Genomic DNA, 15,933 nt, shown 5'->3' on the forward strand with positions numbered 1-15,933 from the left:
CGGCCGGCGGCCGGTCAGCCGCCGAAGCTCTTGTAGAGGCTGTCCGGCGCCTCGGTGATCTCCGACGCCGGCGGGCGCTGCGCCTCGACCTTGGTGCCGTAGTCGGTGTAGAGCACCTCGAGCGGGTGGGCCTGCTGGCCGTTCGCGGCCGGGAGCTGCACGGTCAGCGCGGAGAGCCGGCCCTGGTCGTCGACGCCCGCGGTGAACGGCACGTTCTTCGCCTGCGCTCCCCAGGTGGTGACCGCCTTCTGGTCGACGCCCGCCACGCCGGCCGCCCGGGTCAGGTCGAGGGTGCCCTTGTAGCTGCCGGAGCCGGCCTGCTGCACGTCGGTGGTCGAGCTGAGCAGCTGCGCGGTGTTCGCCGGGTCGATCTGGCCGGGCCGGAGCCCGACGTTGGCGCCCTCGGGCAGCCGGGACACGTCCACGTGGGTCCACGTGCCGGCCTTGGTGATCCCCGGCACCTGCACGTAGAGGTCCTTCTCCACGAGCAGCGTCTTGATCTCGATCTCGGTGTTCGGGCCGATGGCCTTCAGCGTGCCGGTGCCGACCCCGTTGGGGGCGTCCATGAGCCCGGTCAGGTTGAGCCCCGGCCCGGCCGTCATGGTCACTTTGAAGCTGGTCGTGCCGAGCTTGGCCGCCGCGTCGGCGAGCGCGGAGGTGGCGGCCGGGTCGGCCGGTCCGGCGCTGGTCGACGCGCTGGGGGCACTGCCCGACGGGGTGCCGGCGCCCGGGGTCGTGCCGCCGTCGCCGGAACATCCGCCCACGGCCAGCACCACCGCGGTGAAAGTGGCCAGGCTCAGCCCACGTGCACGAGCTGTCCGCATTTCATTCCTCCCTGCATCGCCGCCCTGACGAAGGCCCACCACATGCCCGATCCCCCGCAAAACGAAACAGCGCCCACATCGGACGGCCGGACACAGCCCCACAGAACGCCGATGGCCGGACAGGGACCCGAAGCCCCCGCCCGGCCATGATCAGCCGTCGTGCCGATGCCTCCGCTCAGGCGTTGACCAGGCCCGAGAACTGGCTCGGCATCTCCTGGACCTCCGATGCCGGCGGCGCCTGCACCGAGACCGGCGTACCGAAGTCGGAGTAGGTCGTCGCGATCTTCCCCGCGCCCGCACCGAGCGAGCTCATGTCCAGGGTGAGCTCGACGAGCCGGCCCTCGTCGTCCTTGGCCGCCGTGAACGGCACCGCGGTCGCCTTGTCGCCCAGGGCCTGCAGCCCCTTGTTCTTGTTGAAGCGCGGCGACTTGGTGAGGTCGAGGGTGCCCTTGAAGCCCTTGTCACCGACGCGCTCGACGCCGGTGATCGCGGACAGCAGCATCTTGGTGCCGGCCGGGTCGTCCGGCGAGAGGTTGAAGTTGCTGCCCTCGGCGACCTTGGCGGCGTCGATGTGCATCCACTTCTTGCCGTTGGCGCCGCGGCCGAGCGCCGCACCCATCGAACCGTCGAACTTCATGTAGAGGTCGTTGCCGACCTTGCGCGTCTCGATGGACGTGCCCTTGCCGAGAAGATCCATCTTCATGGTGATCTTGGCGACGCCCGCCTTCGGGTCGGCCACCCCGGACATGGTGATCGCCCCCGCCATGTCCGAATCGATCTTCATGCTCTGCTCGCCGAGCTTCTTCGTCGCGGCGGACAGGTCGGCGGCGGGATCCAGCTTGCCGGCCGCCTGCTGCGCCGCGGCCCCCGTGCCGTTGCCTCCGGTCGCCGTGGTCGTGCCGCAAGCGGTCAGGCCGAGCGCCGCGACCAGCGCGACACCCGCGACAGCCAGCCGTCGATTCCTCATCTGGGTTTCCTCCCGTGTTGCCCCGTGTCGGCGACCACCGTAGCGAAGGGGTGCGACATCCGTCGCGGCCTTAACCCGGGCGGCGGCGCCCGGCGACTAAGCTCGGCTCATGGCTGACCTGCTCGACGCCGAATCGGTACGCAATGCCGTGGCCGTCCTGGACGGCTGGGAGGGGGGCACCGACAGCATCGTCCGCACGGTGGGCCTGCGCAGCTTCCCCGCGGCCATCGAGGTCGTCGACCGGGTGGCGAAGGTGGCCGAGGAGATGGACCACCACCCGGACATCGACATCCGCTGGCGCACCCTCACGTTCCGCTGCAGCACCCACTCCGCGGGCGGCGTCACGACCCGGGACATCGCCCTGGCCAACCGGATCGACCGCATCGTCGCCGACGCCTCCTGATCCGGCGGCACAAAAGCCTCACCGTCACCGAACGGCTCACATTCCCGCCACCCAGATTCGCCGCCGCGGCACCCAGACGGCATGATGGCCAGGGCCAGTCGCACGCGTACGGATCGGGAGGTCACGTGAGGTTCGAGGTCAGCAAGGTCCTCGACGCCATCGAGGCGCGTCTCACCACCGATCCGGCCCTCGCCCGGGCGGTGGTCGATCTTTCCGAGATCGTCCGGTACGCGGACCTCGACGGCGGACGCCCCGCCAGCATGCTGCGGCTGGGCCTGGTCATCGACGCGCTCGGCCGGCACGTGGCCGAGGAGAACGTGCCGGTCTACGCCGTCGTCCCCCGCGGCCTGCTCTCCGACGCGGACCTCACCTCCAACGAGCGCATGGTGGTGCGCCGCTGGGCCGACGACGGCGTGGTCGAGGTCGTGCCGCAGCTGGACGACCGGGTGTTCGAGGTTGCCGAGCTGCTGGGGTTGCCGGTGCTCACGCGCGGGCGGGCCGAGCAGTTCCGCGACCGCCGCCCGTGGGTCGAGGAGCCGGGCCGGCTGCTCGCCGCCGTCCCCGGCGCCGGCGGCCCGGTCCTGGTCGCGCGGGTCGGGCGCGGCGAGGTGCCGCCGGTCGCGGAGCCCTCGCCGATGGGTCAGAAGCTGCTCTCCCGGGTCTGGGGCTGCCCCGACCCCAACTGCAGCGCGTACGGCTCGGGCGGCGACCCGGACAGCCCCTTCGCCGACATGCGGAAGACCACCAGCCCGGTCTCCCAGCCGCCGCCCTCGCTGCGGTCCGGCGCGCCCACCTGCCCCCGGCACGGCGCCCGCTTGCGCGACGCGGGCCCGCGCCCGGCCGTCGAGGTTCTTTCCGTACGCATCGACGGCATCGTCCGCCAGCGTTTCGTGGTCTCCACCGAGAAGCCGGTCGTGGTGGGCCGGGCGCCCGAGGGTGGCGGCGGCGTCATGCTGGGCCAGTGGCTGACCGACGACGCCCGCAAGTGGATCAGCCGCGGCCACGTCCGGCTGGCCCTGCGCAGCGGCGAGCTGAGCGCCCAGGACGTGAGCACCAACGGCACGGGCATCCGGCCGAACGGCTCCTTCGACGACGACCAGCGGATCACGCTGAACCGCGACGAGACCCGCACGCTGGCCGCCGACGACATCGTGGAGCTGTATGCGAACGTCCACGTGGGCCGCGCCAAGCTGTGGAGCTCCGGCGGGGTCTCCCAGCCGCACTCGGTGATGGCGGAGGCCCCGACCATGGCCATCCGCAAGTTCGAACGCTAGGAGCGACGGCCGGCCCGCCGCCGCTCCCCCACCGACTCAGCGCCACAGCACCGGCAGCCCTCGGCACCGGCCCGGCCGAGGAGCCCGGCGCGCCGGTCAGAGGATCGCGGCCAGCTGGGCCAGCGCGTGGTCCAGGTCGGCGGGCGTCACCACCAGCGGCGGCGCGAGCCGGATCGTCGAGCCGTGCGTGTCCTTGGCGAGCACCCCGTGCGCGGCGAGGCGCTCCACCGCCTGCCGGCCGGTCATCAGCGCCGGGTCGATGTCGACGCCGGCCCAGAGACCCCTTCCGCGTACGGCGAGCACACCGTTTCCGACCAGCGCGTGCAGGCCCTCGTGCAGCCGCGCGCCGAGTTCGGCCGACCGCTGCTGGAACTCGCCGGTCTCGAGCAGCTTGACGACCTCGGTGCCGACCGCGCAGGCGAGCGGGTTGCCACCGAACGTCGAACCGTGCTCGCCGGGCTTGAGCACCCCGAGCACGTCCCGGTCCGCCGCGACCGCCGACACCGGCACGATGCCGCCGCCCAGCGCCTTGCCGAGCAGGTACAGGTCGGGGACGACACCCTCGTGCTCGATCGCGAAGGTCTTGCCCGTACGCCCGAGCCCGGACTGGATCTCGTCGGCGATGAAGAGCACGTTGTTGTCGGTGCACAGCTGCCGCACCCCGGCGAGGTAACCGGCCGGCGGGACGAGCACGCCGGCCTCGCCCTGAATGGGTTCGAGCAGCACGGCGACGGTGTTCGGGGTGATCGCCGCGGCGAGCGCGTCGCTGTCGCCGTACGGAACGATCCTGAAGCCCGGGGTGTACGGCCCGAAATCGTTGCGCGCGTCCGGGTCCGTCGAGAAGCTGATGATCGTCGTGGTGCGCCCGTGGAAGTTGTCCGCGGCGACGATGATCTCCGCCTGCCCGTCCGGTACGCCCTTGACCTGGTAACCCCACTTGCGGGCGACCTTGATGCCGGTCTCCACCGCCTCGGCGCCGGTGTTCATCGGCAGCACGAGCTCCTTGCCGCACAGGTCGGCGAGCCGGTGGCAGAACTCCGCGAACCGGTCGTGCACGAACGCGCGGCTGGTCAGCGTGAGCCGGTCGAGCTGCGCGTGCGCGGCGGCGATCAGGCCGGGGTGGCGGTGCCCGAAGTTCAGCGCCGAATACCCGGCGAGGAAGTCGAGGTAGCGGCGGCCGTCGACGTCGGTTACCCAGGCGCCCTCGGCGTCGGCGATGACCACGGGCAGCGGGTGGTAGTTGTGCGCGGTCCACCGCTCGGCGTCGGCGAGGGCTCCGGGCGTACGCATGTCCAGGTCCGTCATGACTCTCCTCCAGCTCTCCGGCTCTCCCGGACCTCGAGCGTGCAGCACTTCGGTCCGCCGCCGGCCTTGCGCAGCTCGCTCACGTCGACCCCGACGGTCTCGTAGCCGGCCGCCCGCAGGGCCCCGGCCAGGTGCGTGGCCTGGACCGGAAGGACAACGGTACGGCCATCGCTGACGGCGTTGAGCCCCAGCACCTCGGCATCGGCGGGCGTGGCGAGCACGGCGTCCGGGAACATCCGGCGCAGGACGGCCTGCGAGCCCGGCGAGAACGCGGACGGCAGGTACGCGATGTTGCGCTCGTCGAGCACGCACAGCGCGGTGTCCAGGTGGTAGTACGCCGGGTCGGCCAGCTGCAGCGTGATCACCGGCCGGCCGAAGACCTCCTGCGTCTGCGCGTGCGCGGCGTGCGCCGTCCGGAAGCCGGTGCCCGCGAGGATCACGTCCCCGGCGAGCAGAATGTCACCTTCGCCCTCGTTGGTGTGCTTCGAGTCGACCACCTCGAACCCGGCGTTCTCGAACCACGCCTTGTACGCCGGCGCCTCGTCGGCCCGCTCGGCGTCCCGGAACTGCACGGCGAGCACCTTGCCGTCGACGACGGTGGCACCGTTCGCGGCGAACACCATGTCGGGCAGGCCGGGCAGCGGCTCGATTAGGTCGACGGTGTGGCCGAGGCCGAGGAACGTCTGCCGCAGGTTCTCCCACTGGCTCACGGCCAGGGCGTTGTCGTACGGCGCCGTCGGGTCCATCCAGGGATTGATCCGGTACGTGACGGCGAAATGGGTGGGCCGGCACATCAGGTATCGGCGCGGGGCGGCGGTCGTCATGACGGCAACGCTATGCGCGAAGTGCCTGCGTAAGCCCCCGAACAGTCTTGCGCACGGCGGCGAATCGTTGCGTGATCGGCGAGGCCCGCGAAGATTCGTTGCGCACCGTCGGGGCCGGTGCCCCGGGCGTTCGTCGCGGGGTTCCGGTCCGGCCCCTGCCGGCCGCGCTGCCGGGGCTTCGTGGCGCTGCCCGGACGTGCGTCGGGGGCGGCGAACCGCCGCCCCCGCACCAACGTTGCGGCCCCACCCCGAGTCGGTCGACGGTGATCGCCGATCGGCCTGGGCTCCGCGCTGTCCGGCGCACCGCCGGATGTTTCGGGGCGGGGCGGCTGATGGCCGCCCCGGTTCCGAGGAGCACCGGCGGCGCATCGCCTCCGGTGAATATCGGATACCCCTAGAAGCGGTCGATAAACTGTGCGTCGAGCCACTCGCGAACACTGGTGACGGGCTGCATGTCCGTGCCGAGCCAGGACAGCGAACCGGTCAGCGCCAGCACACCGACGACGATCGCGGCCAGCGCGAGCACCATGCCGATCAACGCGTCGGTCTTCCCGGCCACGTGCCGCTTCCCCGTGGCACGGATCCCGGCGACGGACAGGACCAGCGCCAGCCCGGCGACCCCGATGCCGTAACCGAGCAGCGGCCCGGAAAGCACCAGCAGGGCGCCGGCCACACCGGTGATCAGGCCCAGGGTGGCGAGAAGGCTGGCCCGAGGCTTCGGCCCGGCGACAACCGGCGCACGGTCAGCATCGGTACGGGTCTGATCGGTACGGGTCTGATCGGTACGGGTCTGATCGGTCCGCGCACCGGCGCCCACGATCCCGTGCCGGCTGGGCCCCCGGTCCGTCTCGACCGTACGGTCACGATCCTCGACACCACCCGGGCGGCGAAGGTCACGCTCGGTCGCATCGCGCTCGCCGGTGCGGGTCCCGGCCCGGTCACGGTCGGTCGCATCGCGGTCGCCCGTGACGGTCGCGGCCCGGCCACGCTCGGTCGCATCTCGGTCGCCGGCGTGGGTCGCGGCCCGGCCGGCAGTGTGCTCGGCCCGGTCAGCGGCGTGCTCAGCCCGGTATTCCGCGGCGCGCGCACCCGAACCTCCGGCGACGCCACCCGTCACGGGCTGCGGCGCCACAGGCTGCGGCATCACGGGCTGCGGCGCCACAGGTTGCGGCATCACGGGCTGCGGTGTCACGGCACGCTGGGCACCGGCCCGCCCCGCGTCGGCGTCCGCCAGATCCCTGGCTCGGGCGGTTCCGGCCTGCGTGGGGGCATCGGTACGCGCGGAGACAGGCGCTCGTTCCTCGGTCTTGTCAGTGGTGTCGGAGTGGCGGGAGAACGTCGGGATCCTCACGTCAGCACCTCCTTCGAACCATCGGGGGATGCCCTCGCTATACCCCGGTGGCCCGATAAGCACACAAACGCGCCCCGCACCGCCCACTCAACCGCCGAAGACGCGCTCCCCGCCCCACCATCCGCCGGCCGAGATGCGCTCAACCCGCCGGCCGAGATGCGCTCAACCCACCGGCCGGGACGCGCTCAACCCACCGGCCGGGACGCGCAGGACCCGCGAACCCGGCGCACCGCATCAGCCGCGCCCACGCCCGCGGATCCCCCCGGCCCGGGCGGGCGCACGATCGTGCCGTGCGCCCGTCCGGAGGGTGGGTCAGACCAGTGCGGACGTCGCCGTGACGTCGGCCGCCCGGGAGATCACGTGGTCGACGATGCCGTAGTCCTTGGCCTCCTGGGCCGTGAACCAGCGGTCGCGGTCCGAGTCGATCTCGATCTCCTGCGGGGTGTGCCCGGTGTGGAAGGCGATCCGCTCGTTCATGACCTTCTTGATGTGCAGCATGCTCTCCGCCTGGATGGCGATGTCGGCCGCGGTGCCACCGATGCCGCCGGAGAGCTGGTGCATCATCACCCGCGCGTGGGGCAGGGCGTAGCGCTTGCCGGCCGTGCCGGCGCAGAGCAGGAACTGTCCCATGGAGGCGGCCATGCCCATGGCGATCGTGGCCACGTCGTTCTTGATGTACTGCATCGTGTCGTACACGGCCATGCCGGCGCTGATCGAACCGCCCGGCGAGTTGATGTACAGGGCGATGTCCTTCTCGCTGTCGGCGGAGGCGAGCAGCAGCATCTGGGCGCAGATGCGGTTGGTCACCTCGTCGTTGACCTCGCTGCCGAGGAAGATGATGCGCTCCCGGAGCAGCCGCTCGAAGACCTGGTCGTCAAAGGATGCGCCACCCGCCCGCATCACGAAGTCGTCAACACTCATGGACCCACCCTCTCGCACCAGCCGGACGGGTGTGGCACCCACCCGGCATCAGACTCTCTAACCTTCCCCGGTAACGACCGCCACGCCCAGCGATTCCCCTGAGGGCGAAAGGCGGATAACCCCGCCCACCGAAACCGGGAAAAGGGCCCCCGGCCCGCGGCACCCCTAAGCGGAGCGCGCCCAGGCCGCGGCGCCCCAAGCGGAGCGCCCGGCCCGTGGCACCCGGACGCGGAGCGCCCGGCGCGCGGCACTCCACGCGGAGCGCGCCCGGCCCGCGGCACCTGCACGCGGAACGCGCCCGGGCCGCGGCGCCCCCACGCAGAGGAACCGCAGTTCGCGGCGCGCTCAGGCGGAGGGCACGCGGGAGCGGCGGGCCGACCAGTCCGTGCTCAGCGGCTGCGGGTTGGGACGGTGTTCCTCGATCCAGGTGTCGATGCGGGCCCACCAGTCGTACAGCCAGGCGACGCGTTCGGCCTCGCCGGCCGGGATCTCCTCCGGCGGCACGCTCCAGAAGCGCATGATGAGCTGCTTGTCCATCGGGAGCTCGCGCCACACGTCCGCCACCGTCATCATCTTGTCCAGGCCGGTGTGGGCCACGAAGATCACGCCCGCGTCCGGCGCGGCGTCGATGGCCGCCAGGAGCCCGCCCGGCTTCGGCGGGAGGACGTTGCGCAGGTTCTCCGCGCGTACGGCCATGTCCTCGAGGCCCCGGTCCCGCAGCCGGGCGATGGCCCGGACCCGGCGGTGGGGGGTGAAATTGCCGCCCTCGGGGAAGATCACGAACGCGTCGTTGTCGTCCAGGCCGGTCGCCAGGCCCCCGACCTCCTTCTCCAGGTCGCCGACGCCCGGGCGGCCCGGAGTGATGAACCTGTTCGGCAGCCGGTTGAGCAGGATGTCGACCGCCGGATCCCACTGCAGGGTGGCCTTGAGCACGATGCGCGGCTCCCGCTCGAACCAGTTGACCAGCGCGTGGATCAGCACGAACGAGTCGCCGGGCCCCGCGTGCCGGCTGACCACGATCTCCGGGCGTCCCGGCATGCCGGTGTCCGGGTCGGTGCCGACCACGTCGATGCTCAGGTGCAACGACCATCGGGCGACCCAGAACAGCGTACGCAGGAACACGCCCGTCAGAACGTAGTGCGCACGCTGGAAGGCCGGCGTCCGGATCTTCCAGCCGAAGCCGGACGCCACCCACATCACGGTGAGGCTGACCAGGGCCGCCGCATCCCAGACGAGATAGACGATGCCGAGGAAGGCGAGCCGCGGCACCCGCAGATGGCCCGGGGCGAACGGCGAGGCCACGAGCGCGAGCAGCAGCCACACGGGCAGCGTCGTCAGCAGGAAAAGCGCCAGGACGACCACCGCCGGGGCGATGACCAGGCGGCGGATCCACGGCGGCGGCAGCATCAGGCGCCGTCGCTCGGCGCGGGCGAGACGTTCGCGGCCAGGTAGCGGCGGGAGGCGGTGTAGGCCCGGCTGATCCGGCGCCCCGCGGCGGCCATGTCCCGGTACGCCCAGGGGGTGTCGTCGCGGCTCTCACCGCCGCCGGTCGGTAGCACGTGCACCCGTACATCGTCGGGCAGCGACGCAAGCTCGCGCGCGAACCGATGCCGCCGGGCGATCTCGAACGCGACCTGCGCCACCTCCCAGGGACGCCGCGGCACGGTCAACGGCCGCTCGATCCGGCCCACCTGAAGAACGAAGATCAATTTCGCTCCGATCCGTACGGCCTCCCCGATCGGGATCGAGTTGACGATGCCACCGTCGACGAAGTGCTCCCCGGCGATCTCCATCGGCGGCAGGAGGCCGGGCACGGATGACGAGGCGAGCACCGCGTCGACCAGCGGCCCACTGTCGAACCAGTGCTCGGCGGCCCGTTCGATGCTGGCCGCGCAGCAGCGGAAGGGAACCTTGAGGTCGGCGAACGTGGCCTGGTCACCGAGCTCGGCCCCGAGCAGCCGGCGCAGCGGCAACGGCGAGTGCAGGTGGGTGCGCGCGGCGAACCGTCGCAACTGCCGGGCCAGCGAATCCCCGTAGACCTCGGCCGCCTCGGGCGACGACCACAACCGCACCAGCCGATCGGTCACGGCCTCACTCGGATCCGCGGCCACCAGCGCGCCGTTGACCGCCCCGATCGAGGTACCCACGACGACATCGGGCCGATAGCCGGCCCGGAAGAGCGCCCGCAGCATGCCGACCTGGACGGCACCGAGGACACCCCCGCCACCCAGCACGAACGCGACCGGCTTTTCCACCATGCCCCCATCGTTCCACTTCCCGGGCCCGGCGAACCGTTGTCCACAGGCCCGGAATGATCTCGGTCTCCCGTGCCATCATCCTTGCCATGCCCGACACCGTCCCCGCCCCGCGGCCCCTCGCTCCCGGCCCGGCAACCTCGCACGGCGCGACGACGTCTCCCGGCGCCGCGACGCCTCACAGCGCGACGGCGACTCAAGGCGCGGCGACTCACAGCGCGGCGGCGACTCAAGGCGCGACCCCGACTCCCAGGGCCGCGACGTCCCGCGACGCGGCCGCGACTCCCAGGGCCCCGGCGACTCGCGGCGCGGCGGCGACCCACGGCGCGACCGCGGTGCTCGGGCGGCGAGGGCTGCTCGGTGCCGGTCTCGCTGCCACGGCCGCGGCCCTTGCCGGGTGCGGCGACGGCCGGCGCCCGCTCTGGGCCGGCCCCGCGCCCGAGACGGTTCCGCTCGCCGGCCGGGCCGCGCCCTCCGCGTCCCCGGGAAGTGTCCTCCAGACCCGCGCCGCCGCGCCCCCGCCCTACGCGGCCCGCGTCCACAACGTCCTGACGAAATACCTCAAACCAACCCCGGACAACCCCCAGCATCCCGGGTACGCCGGTGCCGTGGCGCTCGTGACCGTCGACGGCAGGACGACGCTGCACACCGCCGCCGGCCACGCCCTGCGCTACCGGGCCGGTCCGGTCGAGCTCGCCGCGAGCAAGCGGGTCCCGGTGCGCCTCACCTCGATCTTCGACCTCGCCTCGCTGACCAAGGTCTACACCGCCCTGCTCGTGCTCCAGCTCGCCGACCGCGGCCTGGTCGACCTCGACGCACCGGTGCGGACCTACCTGCCCGACTTCACGGGTACGGGCAAGGACAAGGTCACCATCGCCCAGCTCCTGGCCCACACCGGCGCCCTGCCCGTCGGCGCGAAGGTCACGGGGCTGCCCGACAACGCCGCCCGCTGGAAGGCGGTGATGACCACCCCGCTGATCCGGGGCGCGACGCCGGGCGACACGTTCCGCTATTCGAGCGTGGGCCTGATGGTGCTCGGCCGGCTCGTCGAGAAGCTCACCGGCAAGACCCTCGACCGGGCGGTACGCGACAACCTCACCGCCCCGCTGGGCCTGAAGGACACCGGCTTCCGGCCGCTGACCTGGGTGACCGACAAGCAGCGCCTCGTGGCGACGGACGCCCGCAGTTCCCGGGGCCTGCTCCGCGGCACGGTGCACGACGACGTCGCCAACCACCTCGGCGGCGTGGCCGGCCACGCGGGCCTGTTCGCCACCGCCCGCGACGTCGCGGTGATCGGGCAGCTGATGCTCGACGGCGGCACCTACAACGGCAAGCGAATCCTCTCCCCGCAGATCCTGGAGCGGGCCCTGACCAACGCCAACAGGGGCAAACGGGCGATCGACGCCGAGCGCCCGCAGCGCACGGCGGACCACGGCCTGGGCGTCGAGCTCAACCAGCCCTGGTTCATGGGCCGGCTGTCCTCCCCCACGAGCTTCGGCCACACCGGTTTCACGGGCACAAGCCTGCTGGTGGTCCCGGCCCGCCGGATGGTGGTGGTCCTTCTGACCAACCGGGCCCACCCCAACTGGAGCTGGTCCAACCCGGACACCCACCGGGTCGCCGTCCACAACGCCATCGCCTGACTGCGAGCCCCGCCCACGCAGCGCGTGCTCCGGCGAAGCCACCCCACCACTCACCCCGACAGCCCCGAACGACGCAGCGCGAGACCCGCGAACGCGCCCCGGGGCACAGCCACCGACCGCCCCGCACCACCCAGCACGAAACCCGGGAAAGCACCCCGGGCACAGCCACCGACCGCCCCGCACCACCCACCAGCGCGAAACCCCGCGAAGCCACCCCCGGCGCGGACCCCGACCGCCCCGCACCACCCGAGCCCACCCAGAACGGCGACGGCCCGTAACGAGACGGACCGTCGCCGTGCCCCTCAGGAAAGCCTCTCAGGAACGGGCTGCGGAAACGCTCAGCCGAGAGCGTTGAGGAACGGCTCGTGGCTGTTCCGGAATTCCCAGCCGTAGAACTTGTCCCAGTTGATCGACCAGGTCATCAGGCCCCGGAAGTTCGGGTTGGTGCCGCTGCGGACCGCGTACCCGCCGCAGTTCGTGCCCTTCACCAGGCACGTGACCGCCTGCTGGACTCCCGCCGGCGCCACGTAGCCGTTGCCCGCGCTGACCGAGGACGGGGCTCCGAAGGCGACCTGGTCCTCGCGGAGGGCCGGGAACATGTTGGCCATGTTGCCCGCCACCGGGAAGCCGGCGAGCAGCATGTCGGTCATCGCGATGTGGAAGTCCGCGCCGCCCATGCTGTGCCACTGGTTGTCCAGGCCCATGATCGAGCCGCTGTTGTAGTCCTGGACGTGCAGCACGGTCAGGTCGTTGCGCATCGCGTAGATGACCGGCAGGTAGGAGCCGGCGCGCGGGTCCTGGCCGCCCCACGGACCCGAGCCGTAGTACTGGTAGCCGAGCTGGACGAAGAACGTCTCCGGCGCCATGGTCAGGACGAAGCCGGCGCCGTACCGGGCCTTGAGCGACCTGAGCGCCGCGATCAGGTTGACGATCACCGGGGTGGTCGGGTTCTTGAAGTCGGTGTCGCCGGTGTTCAGCGACAGCGAGTGGCCCTCGAAGTCGATGTCCACGCCGTCCAGGCCGTACTTGTCGATGATCGCGCTGACCGAGCTCACGAACTTGTCCCGGGCGCCCGTGGTGGTCAGCTGCACCTGGCCGTTCGCGCCGCCGATGGAGAGGAGCACCTTCTTGCCGGCCGCGCGCTTGGCCCGGATCGCGGCGATGAAGTCGGCCTCGGACTCCACCCCGGCGCATTCGGACGGCGGGCACAGCGTGAAGCGAATGTCGCCGGACGTGGCCGACGTCGGCTCGCCGAACGCCAGGTTGATGATGTCCCAGTCCGCCGGCACGTCGGCCATCCGCACGTAACCGGAGCCGTTGGCGAAGCTGGCGTGCAGGTAGCCGATCAACGCGTGCTTGGGCAGCCCCGTAACAGGAATGGGCGGCGTCGACGGCGGCGTGGAAGGCGGTGTGGACGGCGGCGTGGAGGGAGAAGGAGAAGGTGTCGTGCCACCGCACGCGCCGTTGTCGGCCCACACGTCCCACTGGCCGCTGTGCGTGGCCGGGCTCTCGTTCTGCGTCCACCACTTGGCGGTGTAGTTGTGGCCGGACTGCGACGCGGTCATGTCCTTGGTGTAGACGGCCGACGAGCTCCACGCGGCGGCACAGGCCTCGGCGGCGGCGGCGGCGGACGATGCGATGTAGACGGCGGAGCCGGACGCCGCGAGGGCGGCGGCCACGGTGAGGAGCAGGGATCGGCGCATGGGGGGATGGCCTCCACGTCGTTATATCGACAGTTGGCCAATTATTAGGACTGTTAACTGATTCTGTCCAGAGCGGGTTCGGTAAATCTGATCCGGCGGCCCGAACGGTCGAAGAGCAGAAGATCTTCCACGCGTACGCCGACCGTCAGCGCCGAGCCGGTCTCGACCCGCCCGGGCGCCGCCATCCGGACCATCACCTCGCCCAGCGGCGGCGGCTCCGCCAGGTCGGGAGCCGGGAGCAGCCCGTACGGGGACCGGTCGGCGGGCGGCCCGTTCCGCTGCCGGGGCACCACCGGCAGCTCCAGCTGCGAGGTCGCCATCGGGGTGGGCACGCCTCCCACATCGAGGTGGGCCAGCAGCTCGTGCCCCAGGTTCTCGACGCGCCGGACCGTACCGCTCAGGCTCATCGGGGCCGGGCCGTCCGCCGGCAACGCGCGGATCGCCACGGTAACCCGGGCGGTGTCGTGCCGGGCCAGCGCCTCGGTCCGCGGGTCATCCGGCGGGAACTCGAGCACCTGCGAACCGAAGTCGAGCAGGACCCGGCCGGCCGGGGCGTACACGGCCGCCTCCAGCAGGCTGGTACGCGGTGAGCCCAGGAACGCCGCGACGAAGACGGTGTCCGGGTCGGCGTACACCTGGGCCGGCGGGCCGACCTGCTGGAGCACGCCGCGGCGCAGCACCGCGACCCGGTCCGCCATGCTCATGGCCTCGATCTGGTCGTGCGTCACGTAGATCGTGGTGACCCCGAGCCGGCGGGCGAGCGCCACGATCTCCCCGCGCAGTGCCGCCCGCGCCCCGGCGTCCACGTTGGACAGTGGCTCGTCGAGCAGGAACACCGAGGGCCGCCGGACCAGCGCCCGCGCCATCGCGACCCGCTGGCGCTGCCCGCCGGACAGGTGCTCGGGATAGCGGCTGAGCAGGTCGTCCACGCCGACGTGCCGGGCCACCTCGGCGACCCGGGCCGCGATGTCCGCGGACGGCAGCGGCAGCACCCGCAACGGGAAGCCGATGTTCTGCGCGACGGTCAGGTGCGGGTAGATCGCGTACGACTGCAGGACCATCGCCACGTCCCGGTCTCGGGGGTCGATCTCGGTCACCGGCACGCCGTCGTACCGCACCTCGCCGCTGGTCGGTGTCTCGACCCCGGCCAGCAGCCGGAGCAGGGTCGACTTGCCGCAGCCGGTCGGCCCGAGCAGCACCAGGAACTCGCCCGGGGTCACGTCCAGGTCCACGCCGGCCACGGCCACCGCGCCGTCGTCGTCGAAGACCTTCGTCAGTGCCCGGGCCGCGATAGCGACCATGTCCTCCATGGTGCGGGCCGCGGGCCGACGGCGGAAGTGCTAATGCCAGACAGCGCGGTCCAGGAATCCGTCGCCGTCGTCGTCGTACATCCGCTTCTCGAACGTGCCGTCGTGGTCCTTGTCGTAGTCGGCGTAGTCGACGCGGTTGTCCAGGTCCTTGTCGACGCCGACGAAGTCCGTCCGCCCGTCGTCGTTCAGGTCCACCAGGATCTCCGCGCCGCCGCCCTGATGGCCGCGGTAGGTCGAGGCGTCGAGCCTGCCGTCGCCGTCCGCGTCGACCCGGTTGTGGTAACCCTTCGGCGCCGGCAGCTGCTCCGCCTGCCCCTGGCCGCTGTGCGCCTCGCCGGCGTCGCCGAGCCCGCTGCGCGGAGCGTCGCCGAACCCCGAGACCGCGGACAGGCCGTCCAGGTCCGGGCCTTCCTCACCGGGTGCGGATCCCAGGCCGGAGTGCGCGCGTACGCCGCCACCCCCGGCACCCCACGCCTCCGGTGCGTCGCCCGCGCCCGCACCGGCCGGGTGCTCGACGGCGGCGTTGGCGACGATGCCCGCCGCCGTACCGAATTCCGACCACTCGCCGAGCCCGGAGGACCCCGTCGCGTCCGGTCCGATCCCGGCCGCGCCGTCGGCGGGCACCGCCGCGGTCATCGGCGGACCGGTCTGCGCCGCGACGTCCTCGGTGAGCCTGCCGAACCCGCCGAAGGAGCCGAACAGCCCCATCGTGCTCGACTTGCTCACCCGGTCCTCGACCGCGGCCAGCGTCGCACCGGCGTCGGCGCCGACCTGCTGATGCAGCAGGCCGACCTCGGCCTCGTCCAGCGTGTATCCGGCCAGCGCCGCGCCCGGGTCGCGGGCGAGGCTCGCCACGAAGGCCGGGTCGGTGAGCAAACGCTCCAGCACGGCGTCGAAATCGCTCATGCGACTCAAGGTAGGCCTCTGCGTCCAGCCCCGGTATCCCTCGGCGGGATCAGTCCAGCTCGGGCATGGCGACCGGCTGCGGCCGGGGCCGGCAGGTGCCGCACTGCACCGCGTCCTCGACGACCAGCGCCTCCGCCCGGTCGCGGCTCACCGACCGGCTGACCTGCAGCAGGTACGGCCCGAAGCGGGCATGGTCCTCACACACGCCGCGACCGCAGAACCGGCAGCTGCCACGCGCCGCCTTGGC

General features: G+C 72.2%; 15 protein-coding genes. 3 read left to right on the forward strand and 12 right to left on the reverse strand.

What is annotated here, in order from left to right; genetic code table 11:
* Nucleotides 1–14: 14 nt before the first annotated feature.
* On the reverse strand, nucleotides 15–824 hold the full coding sequence (locus CLV70_RS09005; RefSeq protein WP_106125924.1) for a LolA-like protein: 810 nt from the start codon (nucleotides 822–824) through the stop codon (nucleotides 15–17).
* A gap of 175 nt (nucleotides 825–999) precedes the next feature.
* Nucleotides 1,000–1,791 carry an SCO4651 family lipoprotein gene (locus tag CLV70_RS09010; protein ID WP_106125925.1) on the reverse strand — a complete coding sequence of 264 codons (792 nt, stop codon included), beginning with the start codon at nucleotides 1,789–1,791 and terminating at the stop codon, nucleotides 1,000–1,002.
* Nucleotides 1,792–1,900: 109 nt separating this feature from the next.
* On the opposite strand from CLV70_RS09010, the gene CLV70_RS09015 reads away from it, so the two are divergent.
* Nucleotides 1,901–2,194: a 4a-hydroxytetrahydrobiopterin dehydratase gene (locus tag CLV70_RS09015; protein ID WP_106125926.1), complete on the forward strand. Its 294-nt coding sequence runs from the start codon at nucleotides 1,901–1,903 to the stop codon at nucleotides 2,192–2,194.
* A 125-nt stretch (nucleotides 2,195–2,319) separates the two neighbouring features.
* Nucleotides 2,320–3,468, forward strand: coding sequence for an FHA domain-containing protein (locus CLV70_RS09020; protein WP_106125927.1), 1,149 nt, complete (start codon nucleotides 2,320–2,322; stop codon nucleotides 3,466–3,468).
* A 96-nt stretch (nucleotides 3,469–3,564) separates the two neighbouring features.
* Here CLV70_RS09020 and rocD read toward each other — a convergent pair whose 3' ends face one another.
* The 6 genes from rocD to CLV70_RS09050 all read right to left on the reverse strand — a co-directional run bounded on the left by rocD (nucleotide 3,565) and on the right by CLV70_RS09050 (nucleotide 10,127).
* On the reverse strand, nucleotides 3,565–4,773 hold the full coding sequence (gene rocD, locus CLV70_RS09025; RefSeq protein WP_106125928.1) for an ornithine--oxo-acid transaminase: 1,209 nt from the start codon (nucleotides 4,771–4,773) through the stop codon (nucleotides 3,565–3,567).
* Nucleotides 4,770–5,597, reverse strand: coding sequence for a dimethylargininase (ddaH, locus tag CLV70_RS09030; protein WP_106125929.1), 828 nt, complete (start codon nucleotides 5,595–5,597; stop codon nucleotides 4,770–4,772). Before ddaH ends, rocD begins: the two co-directional genes overlap by 4 nt.
* 394 nt (nucleotides 5,598–5,991) lie before the next feature.
* The gene (locus CLV70_RS09035) at nucleotides 5,992–7,035 is read right to left on the reverse strand and encodes a hypothetical protein (protein ID WP_146163999.1); all 1,044 of its coding nucleotides are present in this window, start codon (nucleotides 7,033–7,035) and stop codon (nucleotides 5,992–5,994) included.
* 225 nt (nucleotides 7,036–7,260) lie between these two features.
* The gene (locus tag CLV70_RS09040; protein WP_106125931.1) at nucleotides 7,261–7,869 is read right to left on the reverse strand and encodes an ATP-dependent Clp protease proteolytic subunit; all 609 of its coding nucleotides are present in this window, start codon (nucleotides 7,867–7,869) and stop codon (nucleotides 7,261–7,263) included.
* A 345-nt stretch (nucleotides 7,870–8,214) separates the two neighbouring features.
* Nucleotides 8,215–9,279: a 1-acyl-sn-glycerol-3-phosphate acyltransferase gene (locus CLV70_RS09045; protein WP_211303702.1), complete on the reverse strand. Its 1,065-nt coding sequence runs from the start codon at nucleotides 9,277–9,279 to the stop codon at nucleotides 8,215–8,217.
* On the reverse strand, nucleotides 9,276–10,127 hold the full coding sequence (locus CLV70_RS09050) for a patatin-like phospholipase family protein (protein ID WP_106125933.1): 852 nt from the start codon (nucleotides 10,125–10,127) through the stop codon (nucleotides 9,276–9,278). The genes CLV70_RS09045 and CLV70_RS09050 overlap by 4 nt, the downstream gene beginning before the upstream one ends.
* Before the next feature lie 332 nt (nucleotides 10,128–10,459).
* Between CLV70_RS09050 and CLV70_RS09055 the strand changes: the two genes are divergently transcribed.
* Nucleotides 10,460–11,767 (forward strand): serine hydrolase domain-containing protein, encoded by a 1,308-nt coding sequence (locus CLV70_RS09055; RefSeq protein WP_245908114.1) that lies wholly within the window; start codon nucleotides 10,460–10,462, stop codon nucleotides 11,765–11,767.
* 338 nt (nucleotides 11,768–12,105) lie between these two features.
* Here the strand turns inward: CLV70_RS09055 and CLV70_RS09060 are convergent, their stop codons facing one another.
* The 4 genes from CLV70_RS09060 to CLV70_RS09075 are packed head-to-tail and all read right to left on the reverse strand — an operon-like array spanning nucleotide 12,106 to nucleotide 15,891.
* Nucleotides 12,106–13,470 carry a glycosyl hydrolase family 18 protein gene (locus tag CLV70_RS09060; RefSeq protein ID WP_106125934.1) on the reverse strand — a complete coding sequence of 455 codons (1,365 nt, stop codon included), beginning with the start codon at nucleotides 13,468–13,470 and terminating at the stop codon, nucleotides 12,106–12,108.
* Between the two features lie 53 nt (nucleotides 13,471–13,523).
* Nucleotides 13,524–14,771 carry an ABC transporter ATP-binding protein gene (locus CLV70_RS09065; protein ID WP_106126086.1) on the reverse strand — a complete coding sequence of 416 codons (1,248 nt, stop codon included), beginning with the start codon at nucleotides 14,769–14,771 and terminating at the stop codon, nucleotides 13,524–13,526.
* Between the two features lie 39 nt (nucleotides 14,772–14,810).
* Nucleotides 14,811–15,686 carry a hypothetical protein gene (locus CLV70_RS09070; protein WP_106125935.1) on the reverse strand — a complete coding sequence of 292 codons (876 nt, stop codon included), beginning with the start codon at nucleotides 15,684–15,686 and terminating at the stop codon, nucleotides 14,811–14,813.
* Between the two features lie 49 nt (nucleotides 15,687–15,735).
* Entirely contained in the window at nucleotides 15,736–15,891 is a 156-nt protein-coding gene (locus CLV70_RS09075) for a hypothetical protein (protein WP_245908115.1), read from the reverse strand.
* Nucleotides 15,892–15,933: the final 42 nt, after the last annotated feature.

The sequence above is a fragment of the Pseudosporangium ferrugineum genome (genome assembly GCF_003002065.1).
GTDB lineage: Bacteria > Actinomycetota > Actinomycetes > Mycobacteriales > Micromonosporaceae > Actinoplanes > Actinoplanes ferrugineus_A.

Coding starts and splice junctions, on each gene's coding strand:
- CLV70_RS09005 (WP_106125924.1), bottom strand. CDS start 824: ATGCGGACAGCTCGTGCACGTGGGCTGAGCCTGGCCACTTTCACCGCG.
- CLV70_RS09010 (WP_106125925.1), bottom strand. CDS start 1,791: ATGAGGAATCGACGGCTGGCTGTCGCGGGTGTCGCGCTGGTCGCGGCG.
- CLV70_RS09015 (WP_106125926.1), top strand. CDS start 1,901: ATGGCTGACCTGCTCGACGCCGAATCGGTACGCAATGCCGTGGCCGTC.
- rocD (WP_106125928.1), bottom strand. CDS start 4,773: ATGACGGACCTGGACATGCGTACGCCCGGAGCCCTCGCCGACGCCGAG.
- ddaH (WP_106125929.1), bottom strand. CDS start 5,597: ATGACGACCGCCGCCCCGCGCCGATACCTGATGTGCCGGCCCACCCAT.
- CLV70_RS09040 (WP_106125931.1), bottom strand. CDS start 7,869: ATGAGTGTTGACGACTTCGTGATGCGGGCGGGTGGCGCATCCTTTGAC.
- CLV70_RS09050 (WP_106125933.1), bottom strand. CDS start 10,127: ATGGTGGAAAAGCCGGTCGCGTTCGTGCTGGGTGGCGGGGGTGTCCTC.
- CLV70_RS09060 (WP_106125934.1), bottom strand. CDS start 13,470: ATGCGCCGATCCCTGCTCCTCACCGTGGCCGCCGCCCTCGCGGCGTCC.
- CLV70_RS09065 (WP_106126086.1), bottom strand. CDS start 14,771: ATGGTCGCTATCGCGGCCCGGGCACTGACGAAGGTCTTCGACGACGAC.
- CLV70_RS09070 (WP_106125935.1), bottom strand. CDS start 15,686: ATGAGCGATTTCGACGCCGTGCTGGAGCGTTTGCTCACCGACCCGGCC.